General features: G+C 74.7%; 15 protein-coding genes. 6 read left to right on the top strand and 9 right to left on the bottom strand.

Translation table 11 applies throughout. The features are described from left to right. Window positions 1–90 precede the first annotated feature (90 nt). On the bottom strand, window positions 91–1,290 hold the full coding sequence (locus ABT014_RS22740; RefSeq protein ID WP_350640850.1) for an FAD-dependent oxidoreductase: 1,200 nt from the start codon (window positions 1,288–1,290) through the stop codon (window positions 91–93). A gap of 240 nt (window positions 1,291–1,530) precedes the next feature. Between ABT014_RS22740 and gnd the strand changes: the two genes are divergently transcribed. Both gnd and ABT014_RS22750 read left to right on the top strand, forming a co-directional pair. Then, complete coding sequence (gnd, locus tag ABT014_RS22745; RefSeq protein WP_350640851.1) at window positions 1,531–2,973, top strand: NADP-dependent phosphogluconate dehydrogenase; 1,443 nt, start codon at window positions 1,531–1,533, stop codon at window positions 2,971–2,973. A gap of 109 nt (window positions 2,974–3,082) precedes the next feature. Further along, the gene (locus ABT014_RS22750; RefSeq protein WP_350640852.1) at window positions 3,083–3,562 is read left to right on the top strand and encodes a hypothetical protein; all 480 of its coding nucleotides are present in this window, start codon (window positions 3,083–3,085) and stop codon (window positions 3,560–3,562) included. On the opposite strand, the gene ABT014_RS22755 is transcribed toward ABT014_RS22750, so the two are convergent. Both ABT014_RS22755 and ABT014_RS22760 read right to left on the bottom strand, forming a co-directional pair. Then, complete coding sequence (locus tag ABT014_RS22755) at window positions 3,516–3,788, bottom strand: hypothetical protein (RefSeq protein WP_350640853.1); 273 nt, start codon at window positions 3,786–3,788, stop codon at window positions 3,516–3,518. The two genes, ABT014_RS22750 and ABT014_RS22755, sit on opposite strands and share 47 nt — an antisense overlap. 106 nt (window positions 3,789–3,894) lie before the next feature. Beyond that, on the bottom strand, window positions 3,895–4,722 hold the full coding sequence (locus ABT014_RS22760; protein ID WP_350640854.1) for an alpha/beta fold hydrolase: 828 nt from the start codon (window positions 4,720–4,722) through the stop codon (window positions 3,895–3,897). A 286-nt stretch (window positions 4,723–5,008) separates the two neighbouring features. On the opposite strand from ABT014_RS22760, the gene ABT014_RS22765 reads away from it, so the two are divergent. Beyond that, entirely contained in the window at window positions 5,009–5,911 is a 903-nt protein-coding gene (locus ABT014_RS22765; protein WP_350640855.1) for an AurF N-oxygenase family protein, read from the top strand. A 58-nt stretch (window positions 5,912–5,969) separates the two neighbouring features. On the opposite strand, the gene ABT014_RS22770 is transcribed toward ABT014_RS22765, so the two are convergent. Beyond that, window positions 5,970–6,965, bottom strand: a complete 996-nt coding sequence (locus ABT014_RS22770; RefSeq protein WP_350640856.1) for a Gfo/Idh/MocA family protein — start codon at window positions 6,963–6,965, stop codon at window positions 5,970–5,972. Between the two features lie 179 nt (window positions 6,966–7,144). Here ABT014_RS22770 and ABT014_RS22775 point away from each other — a divergent pair, with 179 nt between their 5' ends. Then, window positions 7,145–7,366, top strand: coding sequence for a hypothetical protein (locus tag ABT014_RS22775; RefSeq protein WP_350640857.1), 222 nt, complete (start codon window positions 7,145–7,147; stop codon window positions 7,364–7,366). A 50-nt stretch (window positions 7,367–7,416) separates the two neighbouring features. Here the strand turns inward: ABT014_RS22775 and ABT014_RS22780 are convergent, their stop codons facing one another. From ABT014_RS22780 to ABT014_RS22795, 4 genes are all read right to left on the bottom strand, one after another. Beyond that, window positions 7,417–7,830, bottom strand: a complete 414-nt coding sequence (locus tag ABT014_RS22780; RefSeq protein WP_350640858.1) for a hypothetical protein — start codon at window positions 7,828–7,830, stop codon at window positions 7,417–7,419. Between the two features lie 3 nt (window positions 7,831–7,833). After that, the gene (locus ABT014_RS22785) at window positions 7,834–8,208 is read right to left on the bottom strand and encodes an RNA-binding S4 domain-containing protein (protein WP_350640859.1); all 375 of its coding nucleotides are present in this window, start codon (window positions 8,206–8,208) and stop codon (window positions 7,834–7,836) included. Window positions 8,209–8,238: 30 nt separating this feature from the next. Continuing rightward, a complete protein-coding gene (locus ABT014_RS22790; RefSeq protein WP_350640860.1) occupies window positions 8,239–8,772 on the bottom strand; it encodes a GNAT family N-acetyltransferase in 534 nt (177 codons plus the stop codon). A gap of 68 nt (window positions 8,773–8,840) precedes the next feature. Then, window positions 8,841–9,383 carry a YbaK/EbsC family protein gene (locus tag ABT014_RS22795; protein WP_350640861.1) on the bottom strand — a complete coding sequence of 181 codons (543 nt, stop codon included), beginning with the start codon at window positions 9,381–9,383 and terminating at the stop codon, window positions 8,841–8,843. 82 nt (window positions 9,384–9,465) lie between these two features. Between ABT014_RS22795 and pgm the strand changes: the two genes are divergently transcribed. Further along, window positions 9,466–11,106 (top strand): phosphoglucomutase (alpha-D-glucose-1,6-bisphosphate-dependent), encoded by a 1,641-nt coding sequence (gene pgm, locus ABT014_RS22800; protein ID WP_350640862.1) that lies wholly within the window; start codon window positions 9,466–9,468, stop codon window positions 11,104–11,106. 67 nt (window positions 11,107–11,173) lie between these two features. Here pgm and ABT014_RS22805 read toward each other — a convergent pair whose 3' ends face one another. Beyond that, window positions 11,174–11,614, bottom strand: coding sequence for a hypothetical protein (locus tag ABT014_RS22805; RefSeq protein ID WP_350640863.1), 441 nt, complete (start codon window positions 11,612–11,614; stop codon window positions 11,174–11,176). 393 nt (window positions 11,615–12,007) lie between these two features. On the opposite strand from ABT014_RS22805, the gene ABT014_RS22810 reads away from it, so the two are divergent. After that, window positions 12,008–13,330: an ABC transporter substrate-binding protein gene (locus ABT014_RS22810; protein ID WP_350640864.1), complete on the top strand. Its 1,323-nt coding sequence runs from the start codon at window positions 12,008–12,010 to the stop codon at window positions 13,328–13,330. Window positions 13,331–13,341 lie beyond the last annotated feature (11 nt).

Here is a 13,341-nt window from a genome sequence, read left to right on the forward strand (position 1 = left end):
CACCCGCAGCACCGAGCGGGCGCCCACCGGTCATTCGGAGCCGGGTGGCGCCCGGATGGGTCCGCTCCCCGGCGCCGGACCGCCGCCGGCTCAGCGGCCCCGGTCGGCCAGCAGCTCCCGGGCCGCCCGCGCCCCGGAGGCCAGCGCCCCCTGGAGGGACCCGGTGGCCCGGTGGTCGCCGCAGACGTAGCGGCCCGGCCCGATCCGGGCGGGGCGGCTCAGCCGCAGCGGCACCGGCATGGCCGGCAGCGCGTCCGCGATCCGGTACGCGGCCAGCGGCTCCCAGCCGGACGGGTCGCAGTCGTACAGCTCGCCCAGCCGGGCCCGGACGGCGCCCTCCTCGGCCCCGGTGCCGAGCACGGAGGTGGAGACCAGGGCCCGGCCGTCGCCGGACAGGGCGGGCACCACCTCGGAGAGCACCACCGTGTTGAGGACCGGCCCGTCCCGGTCGACCAGCAGGGTCGGCTCGGCCAGCGGCGACCGCTCGGCGGCGTGGTAGAAGGTGGTCACCGACCGCATCGCCGGCACCTCCAGGCCCGGCAGCAGCGCCGCGGCGGCGGCCGCCCCGGTGGCGACCACCACGGTGGGAGCGGCCAGTTCGGTGCCGTCGGCGAGCCGCACCCCGTCGTCGGTCAGCCCGGCGACCGGCGCCGCCAGCCGGACCGGCAGGTCCTCGGCGAGCTGGTCGGCCACCGCGCCGATCCCCGCCTGCGGCAGGCAGAGCGTGCCCCGCAGCATGCTCCGCCAGACCAGGTGGAAGAAGCGCGAGGAGGTCTCCAGCCGGTCCTCCAGGAAGACCCCGGACAGGAACGGGCGCAGCAGCGTCTCCACCCCGCCCGCCGAGCGCAGCGCCGCGTACGTCTGCGCCTCGGGTGCCCGGCGCAGCACGGCCGGCGGCAGCAGCGCGTCCCGGGCGCCGAGCAGGCCGAGCGCGGCCAGGTCGCGGGCCGAGCCGAGCCGGCCCGGCCGCAGGTCGCCGGCCTGCCGGGGGCGCCGGGTCGGGTCGACGAAGCGCAGCCGTTCACCCCCGGCCGCCAGCAGGAACCCGGGCGTGAACGGGTGCAGGCGCAGCGCGCGCAGCCGTAGCCGGCGCCTGACCTGCGGGTAGGAGGTGTTGAAGACCTGGAAGCCGCGGTCCAGCCGGAAACCGTGCACCAGGTCCGTCCGCAGCCGGCCGCCGACCCCGTCCGAGGCCTCCAGCACCTGCACCCGCAGCCCGGCGGCGGCCAGGTCGCGCGCGCAGGCGAGCCCGGCCGCGCCGGCCCCGACCACCAGGGTGTCGACGGTCATGCCGCCCTCCTCGCCTGCGGTTGCCGGCCTCCGGCCCGGGCGGCCGGTCGACGGGTGCGGGGGCACCGCTGTACCCGGATTCCACCGTGCAGTCATACCCTCCGGGTGCCCCGGGCGCCGGGAGCCGCGCCCGGCGGCCACCGCGCGGGCGAGGCCCGGCGGTCGGGGTGCGGGAAGCGGGGCGGCCCGGCAGGCTGGGGGCGTCATGTCCTCTCGGCGAACCACTTGGAGCTTCCCGTCATGACCGAGCAACCCAAGGCTCAGATCGGCGTCACCGGATTGGCCGTGATGGGCCGCAACCTGGCCCGCAACTTCGCCCGCCACGGCTACCGGGTCGCGGTGCACAACCGCACGGAGGCGAGGACCACCGCGCTGGTGGAGGAGTTCGGGCACGAGGGCGCGTTCGTCCCGTCCGGGTCGGTGGAGGACTTCGTCGCCTCGCTGGAGCGCCCGCGCCGCCTGGTGATCATGGTGAAGGCGGGGGCACCGACCGACGCGGTGATCGACGAGCTGGTGCCGCTGCTGGACGAGGGCGACGTGGTGGTGGACGGCGGGAACGCGCACTTCCTCGACACCCGCCGCCGGGAGAAGGCGCTGCGCGAGCGCGGCCTGCACTTCGTCGGGAGCGGCATCTCCGGCGGCGAGCAGGGCGCGCTGGAAGGCCCGAGCATCATGCCGGGCGGCACCGCGGAGTCCTACCGGGTGCTCGGGCCGCTGCTGGAGGACATCGCGGCCCGGGTCGACGGCGAGCCGTGCTGCACCCACGTCGGGCCGGACGGCGCCGGGCACTTCGTGAAGATGGTGCACAACGGCATCGAGTACGCCGACATGCAGCTGATCGCCGAGGCGTACGACCTGCTGCGGCACGGCGCCGGCATGCAGCCCGGCGAGATCGCCGAGGTGTTCCGGGCCTGGAACGGCGGCCGGCTGGAGTCCTACCTGATCGAGATCACCGCCGACATCCTCGCCCACACCGACGGGGCGAGCGGCAAGCCGTTCGTCGACGTGGTGCTGGACCAGGCCGAGCAGAAGGGCACCGGGCGCTGGACGGTGCAGACCGCGCTCGAACTCGGCGTCCCGGTCAGCGGGATCGCCGAGGCGGTGTTCGCCCGCTCGCTGTCCGGCAGCGCCGAGCTGCGGCGGGCGACCAGGGACCTGCCGGGCCCGACCGAGACCTGGCTGGACAGCGCCGCCGCCGACCGCTTCGCCGAGGACGTCGAACAGGCGCTCTACGCCTCGAAGATGGTCGCCTACGCGCAGGGCTTCAACCAGATCCAGGCCGGCAGCCGGGAGTACGGCTGGCAGATCGACCCGGGCGCGATGGCGGTCATCTGGCGCGGCGGCTGCATCATCCGGGCCCGCTTCCTGGACCGCATCAGGGCCGCCTACCAGGGCGACCGCGAGCTGCCCACGCTGCTGACCGACGACCACTTCCAGCAGGCCCTCAAGGGCGCCCAGTCGGCCTGGCGCCGGGTGGTCTCCACCGCGGCCCAACTGGGCGTCCCCGCCCCGGGTTTCGCCACCGCGCTGGCGTACTACGACAGCCTGCGCGCCGAGCGCCTGCCGGCCGCGCTGATCCAGGGGCAGCGCGACTTCTTCGGCGCCCACACCTACCAGCGGGTGGACCGGCCCGGCACCTTCCACACCCTGTGGGGCGGTGACCGCACGGAGGAGCAGCACTGACGCACCGCCCCCGCGCCCGTTCCCGTTCCGTTCCCCGGCCGCCCGCATGGGACGGGCCCGGGACGGGCATGCAGCGGGCGCCGGGAACGGGTGCGGGGGAGGGGCGGGGATGGACGAGCGGACCGAACGAGGCCGGAGGCGGTCGGCCGGCCTGCCGGGGAGGCCGGCCGCGGCGCTCCTCGCGCTGGCGGCGGTGCTGGTGGTGGCGTACTGGGTGATCTGGTACACCGACCGGGCCGTGCTGGCCGCCGCCGGCACCGCCGCCTACGAGGAGTTCGAGAACGCCTTCCCGCTGGCCGACCTGTGGCTGGCCGGCACGCTGCTCACCGCGGCGGTGCTGGTCGCGCGGCGCCGCCGGGCGGCCGGGTACTGGCTGGCGGTGGCCGGCTCCGCCGGGGCCTACCTGTTCTGCATGGACGTCCTGTACGACCTCCAGCACGGGATCTGGACCCGGGGCGCCGGCGGGGCGATCGAGGCGGGGGTCAACGTGGCGACGCTGGCGCTGAGCGTGCTGGCGCTGCGCTGGGGCCGGGCGGTGCTGCTCACAGCCAGGCCGGCTGCTCGCCCAGGGCCTGGCGCAGCCGGATGACGGTGCCCCGGATCGCCTCGCGGGCGACCGTGTCGGGGCACCAGTCCCCGGCCGCCTCCAGGAGTTCGGCGGCGGCCTCCGCGACGGCGGCGGGCAGCGCGATGTCGCGCAGGTCGTGCAGCCGGGCCGCGGCCCGCAGCCCGGCCGAGGACCGTTCGTTCTGCGGCGTGGCCACCGGGAGGGACGGCTGGCTGGTGTGGTGGGCCTGGAACTCGTAGACGGTCATGCCCCATGCAACCGTCGCGGGGCCCCGCTGGTCACGGTCGGACCGGCGGGGGCCCGCGCGCGGCGCACGGGGACCGACCCCGTGGGCGGCCGGGGCAGCCCCGGGCTCAGCCGCGGGCGAACTCCAGCAGGTCGGCGTTGAAGGTCTCGGCGTACTTCGGCACCATGGCCAGCCCGTGCGGGGCGCCCGGGTAGACCTTGTAGACCACGTCCTTCACCAGCTTCGAGGACTTCTCGGCCGAGGCCACGATGGGCACGATCTGGTCGTCGTCGCCGTGCACGATCAGCGTCGGCACGTCGATCCGCTTGAGGTCCTCGGTCAGGTCGGTCTCGGAGAACGCCTTGACGCAGTCGTACGCGCCCTTGATCCCCACCGACATGCTCCAGAGCCAGAACTGGTCGCGGGTGCCCTGGGTGACGGTGGACCCGTCCCGGTTGGCACCGTAGAACGTGGCGCTGAGGTCCCGGTAGAACTGCGAGCGGTCGCTCGCCACGCCCTGCCGGATCTCGTCGAAGGCCTCGATCGGAAGCCCCTCCGGGTTGGCCTCGGTCCGCAGCATCAGCGGCGGGATGGCGCCGACCAGGACGGCCTTGCCGACCCGGCCGGAGCCGTGCCGCCCGAGGTAGCGGGTGACCTCGCCGCCCCCGGTCGAGTGGCCGACCAGGATGGCGTCCCGGAGGTCGAGGGTGTCCATCACCGCGGCCAGGTCGTCGGCGTAGGTGGTGAGGTCGTTGCCGTCCCAGGGCTGGCCGGAGCGCCCGCCCCCGCGCCGGTCGTGCGCGATGGCGCGGAAACCGTTGTCGGCCATCAGCTTCAGCTGGGCGTCCCAGGCGTCGGCGGTCAGCGGCCAGCCGTGCGAGAACACCACGGGCCGGCCGGACCCCCAGTCCTTGTAGAAGATCTGCGTGCCGTCCCCGGCGGTGGCAAAGGGCATGGTCCATTCCCTCGAACGATCCGGAACTCCACGGGAGTTCAGTGCCCCGGTCGAAAGGTGCGGGCGCGCCGCGCACCGGCGGTGATCCAGGGGGTCGACGGAGGGGTCAGCGGCGCGTGGTGACCGGACGGCACGTCGTTCAAGCCACTCTAGTCGAGCCCCCGGGGCCGGGCATGCCGGGACGGGAGGCGGCCCGGGGTCGGAACCGCCCGCTCTATTGACGTGGCGTCTAATAACTCCTACCTTCTCGGCAGAGGGGTACCGCCGCCACCGAGGAGGCCCAGCCGTGACCACCCAGCCCACCGAGCCCCGTGTCCGGGACCGCGAGCAGACCGCCGAGCGGCTGCTCGCCTCCTCCGCCAAGCTCTCCTTCGACCCGCTCCAGGACGTCGACTGGCAGTCCCCGCCCGTCCCCGGCCGCTACTACTCTCCCGCCCACCACCTCTCGCTCTACGGCACCGACCTGTGGGAGCGGCTCACCGAGGAGCAGCGGATCGAGCTCAGCAAGCACGAGGTCGCCAGCATCGCGGCGGTCGGCATCTGGTTCGAGGAGATCCTGATGCAGATGCTGCTGCGGCACGCCTTCGACCGGGACCCGACCACGGCGCACGTGCAGTACGCGCTCACCGAGATCGCCGACGAGTGCCGGCACTCGGTGATGTTCGCCCGGATGATCTCCTGGATGGGCGTGCCCGCGTACGGGCCGGACCGGCTCGCGCACAACCTCGGCCGGATCTTCAAGGCCACCTCCACGCACAGCCAGACCTTCGGCGGCACCATGTACGTGGAGGAGATCCTCGACGCCTTCCAGCGCGAGGTGATGAACGACGAATCGCTCCAGCCGCTCACCCGCCAGGTCTCCCGGATCCACGTCATCGAGGAGTCCCGGCACATCAGTTACGCCCGCGAGGAGCTGCTCCGCGGGCGGCTCGGCCCGGTCCGCCGCCGCTGGGAGCAGCTCTTCGTCGGCCTGATCGTCTACTTCGCGACCACCAGCCTGATCAACCCCCGGCTCTACGCCGCGGTCGGCATCGACCCGCAGGCCGGACGCCGGGCCGCGGCCGCCAACCCGCACTGGCGGGCCACCAAGGTACGGCTGGCGGGCAAGGTGATCACCGTACTGGACCGGGCCGGCCTGGTCGGGCGGACCAACCGGTGGCTGCTGCGCCGGGCCGGGGTGCTGGCCTGAGGCGCCGTCAGCACCGGATGGGCTCGCCGGGGTGGGGCTCCGGGGTGGGGCACCGCGGTCACTCGCCGGGGTAGCGCACCCCGGTCTGCGCGCGGACGGCGTCCAGCGTCCGCATCACGGCCAGCGACCCGTCCAGCGGGACCAGCGGTGATTCGGTCAGCCCCGCGCGCAGGCAGCGGCCCACCTCGGCCGCCTCCGGGCCGAGGCCGTGGCCGGGCGCGCGCGGCGCCTCGATCCGCTCCGGCTCCCGGCCCTCGCGGTGCAGCACGAAGCCGTCCGGGTGGAAGAAGTCCGTGGCCAGCTCGATCCGTCCCCGGGTGCCCTGCACCGAGGCGTGCTGGGCGGTGGAGGCGGCGATCGAGCAGCCGAGCAGCGAGAGCGCGCCGCCCTCGTGCCGCAGGACCACGGCGGTGCTCTCGTCGACCCCGTCCGCGGTCAGCGACGCCACCGCGCGCACCTCCTGCGGCTCGCCGAGCAGCAGGTGCGCGAACGAGACCGGGTACACCCCGAGATCCAGCAGCGCCCCGCCGCCGGCCTTCGGGTCGCGCAGCCGGTGGGCCGGGTCGGGCGGCGCCACGATGCCGAACTCGGCCTGCAGGCAACGTACTTCACCGATCGCGCCGTCCCGCACCAGCTCGGCGACCCGGCGCACGGTCGGGTCCAGGTACATCCACATCGCCTCCATCAGGAAGCGGCCCCGGGCCCGCGCGAGCGCGACCAGATCCTCGGCCTCGGCGAGGTTGAGGGTGAACGGCTTCTCGCACAGCACCGCCTTCCCGGCCTCCAGCAGCAGCCGCGCGGCGGCGTGGTGCGCGGTGTGCGGGGCGGCCACGTAGACCGCGTCCACCTCGTCGTCGGCGGCCAGTTCGGCCCAGGAGCCGTACGCCCGGGGGATCCGGTGGCGCTCGGCGAAGGCCCGTGCGGAGGCCTCGCTCCGGGAGGCCACGGCGACCGGCTCGGCGCCGGGCACGGTCAGCAGGTCCTCGGTGAAGGCGGTGGCGATCCCGCCGGTGGCGAGCACGCCCCAGCGGATCGGTCGTTCGGAGCTGGTCACGGTGGGTCGAGCCTTCCGACGGGCCGGCCGGCCCGCTCGGCGTGCGGCCCGGCCACGGCGGGGTCAGCGTACCGACCGCCGTGCCCGGTTAGCGCGGACGGCGGCGCCGGGATGGCGACACCCGCGGGCCGGACCGACGCTGGGGGAACGTGTGCCCGCAACCCCACGGAGGATGTCCCATGACCGTCACCGCCGACCTCGACAAGGTGCTCGACAAGGCCTACGAGAACCTCACCCTGACCGAGGTGCTGGACGCGCCCGTCGCCGCCCTCTCCGGCCTCACCGACGCCCACGGCGAGGCGCTGTCCGCGCTCCGCATCAAGACCGTCGGCGACCTCGGCCGCAACAAGTACATCCGCTGGGCGGTCGCCATGGCGGACCTCCAGGACCGCACCAACTGACCCCGCCCGCCCCGGGCCCGCCCCCAGCCGGGGGCGGGCCCGGCCGGCGTTCACCCCCGGACGGTCACCACGACGACGCCGCCGGCCCGCAGGCGCAGCGCGAGCTGCTCGGCCTCGGCCAGGGTGCCCGACCACCGGCCGGCCAGGATCCCCTCCCAGGTGGCTTTCGTGGCGGCGGGGGTGCCACCGGATTGCGCGCGCAGCACCTTCATCGCCGCGGCGCCGCCGCCCGGCGGACGATCCGCCCGCAGGCCGGTCGGCCCGTGCTCGGCCAGCAGCCGCACCCGCAGGTCCTCCGGGATCGTCCCTCGGCCGCAGTGAGCCACCTGTGACCCGCACACCGGACAGCTCGTCTCGTACGACCACTCGATCTGCCCGCCCATCAGGGCCGCGCCGGCCGTGCAGGACCCGGCCCCGCCGCACTCGGGGCAGGTCACCCCGTACCGGACCCCCTCGCCGCCCATCCGCTACAGCCCGCGCAGGCGCTCGGTGTCGCGGCGGTCGCGCTTGGTCGGGCGGCCGGCGCCGCGGTCGCGGGCCGCGACCGCCACGGCCTCCTCGCGCGGTGGGGGCGGCGGGCTGTTGTCGACGTAGCACTCGGCGGCCGGCGCCGGGCCGACCCGCTTGCGGACCAGCTTGGCGACCACCACCACCCGCTCCCGGCCGGCGTGGAAGACCCGCACCTCGTCGCCCGGCCGCAGCGGCTGGGCGGGCTTGGCCCGGTCACCGTTCACCCGCACGTGGCCGGCCCGGCAGGCGGCGGCGGCCAGCGCTCTCGTCCTGGTCAGCCGGACCGACCAGATCCAGCTGTCGACCCGTACCGCAGTGTCCTCGGACTCCATACCCACGACCCTAACCGGCACCCGCCCCGCTCAGCGGCCGGCCGGGACCTCGAAGATGATCTCCAGACCGTCCCGCTCGTCCCACTGCTCCCCGACCTCGGTGAAGCCGAAGTCCCGGATCGTGGCCAGCGACCCGGCGTTCTCCGGGCCGATGGTGGCCCGCACGGTGGCCACCGAGGGCTCGGCCGCCGCCCGCCGCAGCAGCGCGGCGAGCATCGCCCTGGCGTAGCCGAGCCGGCGGAACCCCGGCAGGACCGAGTACCCGACCTCGACCGTCCCGGCCTCGTCCGGCGCTCCGTGGAACCCGGCGTACCCGACCACCGCGCCCCCCGGCTCGGCCACCGCGACCTTGACCAGCCACGGTGCGTCCTGCGGCCGGTCGGCCAGCTGGTCGAGGCGATAGCCCCAGAGCCAGCGGGCGTCCTCGGTGAGGAAGTACGCGTCGAGTTCCGCCCCGACCAGGACGCCGGCGGCGGCGCGGTCACCGGCCAGCAGGGCGGTCATGGCGGCGGCCGGGAGGTCGAGGAAGCGGATCCGGACCGGATCGGGGGTCGAGGTGCTCATGGGGCGGATGATCGCGCCCGGCACCGCCGGAGTCCAGCGAATATCCCCCGACACGGGCGCGGGCCCGCTCAGCCCACCGGCAGCCCGAGTCCGTCCAGCACGGTGGCGGTCGGGAGCGCGGCGAGCAGGGCACCGGGCAGCCAGAGCTTGGAGCCGCGGATGCCGGAGCCGACCACCACCCTCGGGTGCGCGGCGACCGCGGCGTCCACCAGCACCGGCCAGTCGGCCGGGAGCCCGATCGGGGTGATGCCGCCGTACTGCATCCCGGTGGCCGCCAGCACGTCGTCCACCGGCGCGAACGAGGCCTTGCGGGCGTCCAGGTGGCGCCGCACCAGCCCGTTGACGTCGGCCCGGGAGACCGCGGTGACCAGGCAGGCCGCGTACGTGGTGGTGCCGCCGCGGCGGGCGGCGACCACCACGCAGTTGGCCGAATCGGCGAGCGCCACGCCGTAGTGGGCGCAGAACGCGGCCGTGTCGGCGAGCTCCGGGTCGATCGGTGCGACCTCGGTCGCGGCGGCGCCGGCCGGCCAGCCGGCGAGCGCGGCGGCCACCGGTGCGGCGAGCAGGTCGGGGCGGGTCAGGGCGGGCTGCAGGGCGGGTGACGTCTCCATCCCGCAATCCAACCGCATCCCCGGGCGCCGGGGCTGATGTACTGGACCCGAGCGCCGACAGCTGATGACCGAAGGAGACCTGATGGTGCACGCACGGGCCGGCGAGCAGGCGAAGCCGGAGGACCTGGTGGACGTGGCCAGGCTGGTGACGGCCTACTACACCCTGCACCCCGATCCGGACGAGCCCGCGCAGCGGGTCGCGTTCGGCACCTCGGGGCACCGCGGCTCCGCCCTCGACACGGCCTTCAACGAGGACCACATCGCCGCCACCACCCAGGCGATCTGCGAGTACCGGGCGGCCCAGGGCACCACCGGGCCGCTCTTCCTCGGCGCGGACACCCACGCGCTGTCCGAGCCGGCCCTGGCCACCGCGATCGAGGTGCTGGCCGCCAACGGCGTCACCCTGCTGCTGGACAGCGCGGACGGCTGGACCCCGACCCCCGCCGTCTCGCACGCGATCCTCACCCACAACCGGGCCAACCCGCTCTCGCGGGCCGACGGCATCGTGGTGACGCCCTCGCACAACCCGCCCGCCGACGGCGGGTTCAAGTACAACCCGCCGCACGGCGGCCCGGCCGGGTCGGACGTCACCGGCTGGATCCAGGACCGCGCCAACGACCTGATCCGGGCCGGCCTCGCGGGGGTCCACCGGCTGCCGTACACCCGGGCGCTGGCCGCCGACACCACCGGCCGCTACGACTTCCTCGGCCGGTACGTCGAGGACCTGCCCTCGGTGCTGGACCTGGACGCGGTGCGGGCGGCCGGGGTGCGGATCGGCGCCGACCCGCTGGGCGGCGCCTCGGTCGCCTACTGGGGGCGGATCGCGGAGACCCACCGGCTCGACCTGACGGTGGTCAACCCGCTCACCGACCCCGCGTGGCGGTTCATGACGCTGGACTGGGACGGCAAGATCCGGATGGACTGCTCCTCCCCGTACGCGATGGCCTCGCTGATCGGCCGCCGCGGCGAGTACTCCATCGCCACCGGCAACGACGCGGACGCCGACCGGCACGGCATCGTCACCCCCGACGGCGGCCTGATGAACCCCAACCACTACCTGGCCGTGGCGATCGACTACCTCTACCGGCACCGGCGGGACTGGCCGGGCGAGGCGGCGGTCGGCAAGACCCTGGTGTCCTCCTCGATGATCGACCGGGTCGCCGCCGAGCTGAAGCGCGGACTGGTCGAGGTGCCGGTCGGGTTCAAGTGGTTCGTCGACGGGCTGCTGGACGGCTCGGTGGCCTTCGGCGGGGAGGAGTCCGCCGGGGCCTCGTTCCTGCGCCGCGACGGCGGGGTGTGGACCACGGACAAGGACGGCATCCTGCTGGCGCTGCTCGCCTCCGAGATCACCGCCGTCACCGACCGCACGCCGTCCCAGCACTACGAGGAGCTCACCGCCCGCTTCGGCGCCCCCGCGTACGCCCGGGTGGACGCCCCGGCGGACCGGGAGCAGAAGGCCGCGCTGGCCCAGCTCTCCGCGGAGCAGGTCACCGCCGACGAGCTGGCGGGCGAGCCGATCACCGCCGTGCTCACCGAGGCCCCGGGCAACGGCGCCGCGATCGGCGGCCTCAAGGTGTGCACCGAGAACGCCTGGTTCGCCGCCCGGCCGTCCGGCACCGAGGACGTGTACAAGATCTACGCGGAGAGCTTCCACGGTCCGGACCACCTCACCCAGGTGCAGGACCAGGCCCGCGCCCTGGTCGCCGAGGTGCTGGGGGCCTGATCGCCGATCACCGGCCCCGGCCCCGGCCCGGGCCCCGAGCCCCGAGCCCGGGGCTCAAGGCCCGGCCTCAGGCCGGGTACCCGCCGCCGTCCGTACCCTCACCGGTGCGGACGGCGGCGGTGTTCCACGGCTTGCCCACCACGCCCAGCGCGGCCGAGGCCAGTCCGAGCGCCTCGGCCAGCACCACCGCCATCCGGCTCGCCTCGCCGAGCTGCTCCCGGGCGTCGCGGGCGGCGCGGGCGAGGTCGAGGTCGCTGACGTCGGCCGCCGCGGAGCTCAGCCGCCCGGCGGCCTGCTCGCTGCTCAGGAAGGTGGCGAGCCGGTCCAGGAGCTCCGGCAGGTCGGCGGCCAGGTCGTGCAGCGCGCCCACCGTGTCGCCGAGCTGGTCGGCGTCCAGCAGGCCCGGCCGGTCGTGCAGTTGGGCGACGTGGTGGGCGGCCCGGATGGCGGCGGCGGCCTCCGGGACCAGTTCCCCGATCGGGCGGTACGAGGGGACGGTGCGGTTCATCGGTAGCTCCTCGGGTGGCGCGGTCCGGGCGGGGCCGGGGTTCCGGACGCCGCCGGGCCCGCGCCTGCCCGGGCCGCGCCGGTTCACGGGTCCGGATCCGGCCAATCCCGGCCGGCCGACGGCGCCCGGGAGCACCGCCGGGGCGTACGGGAGCGCTCCCGCGCCGGGCGCCTCGTTCAAGTCATGAACACGCTCGGGCCGGTGGAGTCATCAACTCCCTTCCGGACACGCTCCGGTAACGCATTGGACTTCAAGTCTTGACATGGGACCCCCGGGCGAAGGACGCTTCCCGCAGACGAATGGGAGCGCTCCCACGCACTGTGGCAGGGCCCCGTCCCACCTTCGCCCCCGCTCCCGGGACGCACCGCCGCGTCCCGGACCAAGGAGATGGACATGCGCACCTCCCGCGCCGCCCGCACCACCCCTGCCCGCAGAGCAGCGGTGCTGCTCAGCACGGTGCTGAGCGCCTCCGCGCTGCTGGCCACCGGCTGCTCCAGCAGCGGTTCGGGCGCCACCGACCCGAACGAGAAGATCACCCTGACGGTCGGCGACTTCGGGACCTTCGGCTTCAAGGAGGCCGGCCTGTTCGACGCCTACACCGCCGCCCACCCGAACATCACCATCAAGGAGAACACCACCACCCAGGAGGCGGACTACTGGACGGCGGTGCAGACCCACCTGGCGGCCGGCAGCGGGCTGGACGACGTCCAGGCGCTGGAGGTCGGCCGGATCTCGCTGGCCACCTCCGACGCGCTCAGCGGCGCGTTCCAGGACCTCGGCAAGGCGCCCGGCATCAAGCAGAGCGACTACCTGCCGTGGAAGTGGCAGCAGGCCACCACCGCGAGCGGCAGGACCATCGGGCTGGGCACCGACGTCGGCCCGATGGCGGTCTGCTACCGCCAGGACCTCTTCCAGGCCGCCGGCCTGCCCTCCGACCCGGCGGCGGTGGGCGCGCTGTGGGCCGGCGACTGGGCCAAGTACGTCGAGGTGGGCAAGCAGTTCCAGGCCAAGGCGCCCAAGGGCACCTACTTCATGGACTCCGCGACCGGCCTGTTCAACGCCGCCGTCTCCAGCTCCACCGAGCAGTACTACAAGGGCGGCAAGCTGGTCTACAAGGACTCCGCCAGCGTCAAGTCCGCCTGGGGCCTGGCCATGGCCGCCGACGCCGCGGGCTCCTCGCAGGGGCTCAAGGAGTTCGACACCCCCTGGCAGACCGCCTTCACCCAGTCCACCTTCGCCACCACCATCTGCCCGTCCTGGCAGCAGGCCAACATCGAGAAGTACTCCGGCCCCGCCAACGCCGGCAAGTGGAACGTGGCCCAGGCCCCCGCGGCCGGCAACTGGGGCGGCTCCTTCCTCGCCGTGCCCAGCTCCGGCAAGCACGTCGCCGCCGCCCAGGACCTGGTGGCCTGGCTGAGCGCCCCCGAGCAGCAGGCCAAGGTCTTCCAGAAGGTCGGCAACATCCCCTCCAACCAGGGCGCCTACGCGCTGCCCGGGGTCTCGGACTTCAAGAACCCCTACATCGGCCCCGACGCCCCGACCGGGCAGATCTTCTCCACCGCCGCCAAGGCCATCAAGCCCGCCGAGTCCGGCCCGCACGCCGGTGACCTGCAGAACGCCTTCAGCAACGGCATCCTGCTGGTCGAGCAGAACGGCAAGAGCGCGGACGAGGCCTGGAAGGCCACCGTCCAGCAGATCGACAGCACCATCCAGTAGCCATCCCCACC

The sequence above is a fragment of the Kitasatospora sp. NPDC094015 genome, from assembly GCF_040304075.1.
GTDB lineage: Bacteria > Actinomycetota > Actinomycetes > Streptomycetales > Streptomycetaceae > Kitasatospora.

Excerpts from the sequence above, each read along its gene's own strand:
- ABT014_RS22740 (WP_350640850.1), bottom strand. The coding sequence starts at position 1,290 with ATGACCGTCGACACCCTGGTGGTCGGGGCCGGCGCGGCCGGGCTCGCC.
- gnd (WP_350640851.1), top strand. The coding sequence starts at position 1,531 with ATGACCGAGCAACCCAAGGCTCAGATCGGCGTCACCGGATTGGCCGTG.
- ABT014_RS22750 (WP_350640852.1), top strand. The coding sequence starts at position 3,083 with ATGGACGAGCGGACCGAACGAGGCCGGAGGCGGTCGGCCGGCCTGCCG.
- ABT014_RS22755 (WP_350640853.1), bottom strand. The coding sequence starts at position 3,788 with ATGACCGTCTACGAGTTCCAGGCCCACCACACCAGCCAGCCGTCCCTC.
- ABT014_RS22760 (WP_350640854.1), bottom strand. The coding sequence starts at position 4,722 with ATGCCCTTTGCCACCGCCGGGGACGGCACGCAGATCTTCTACAAGGAC.
- ABT014_RS22775 (WP_350640857.1), top strand. The coding sequence starts at position 7,145 with ATGACCGTCACCGCCGACCTCGACAAGGTGCTCGACAAGGCCTACGAG.
- ABT014_RS22780 (WP_350640858.1), bottom strand. The coding sequence starts at position 7,830 with ATGGGCGGCGAGGGGGTCCGGTACGGGGTGACCTGCCCCGAGTGCGGC.
- ABT014_RS22785 (WP_350640859.1), bottom strand. The coding sequence starts at position 8,208 with ATGGAGTCCGAGGACACTGCGGTACGGGTCGACAGCTGGATCTGGTCG.
- ABT014_RS22790 (WP_350640860.1), bottom strand. The coding sequence starts at position 8,772 with ATGAGCACCTCGACCCCCGATCCGGTCCGGATCCGCTTCCTCGACCTC.
- ABT014_RS22795 (WP_350640861.1), bottom strand. The coding sequence starts at position 9,383 with ATGGAGACGTCACCCGCCCTGCAGCCCGCCCTGACCCGCCCCGACCTG.
- pgm (WP_350640862.1), top strand. The coding sequence starts at position 9,466 with ATGGTGCACGCACGGGCCGGCGAGCAGGCGAAGCCGGAGGACCTGGTG.
- ABT014_RS22805 (WP_350640863.1), bottom strand. The coding sequence starts at position 11,614 with ATGAACCGCACCGTCCCCTCGTACCGCCCGATCGGGGAACTGGTCCCG.
- ABT014_RS22810 (WP_350640864.1), top strand. The coding sequence starts at position 12,008 with ATGCGCACCTCCCGCGCCGCCCGCACCACCCCTGCCCGCAGAGCAGCG.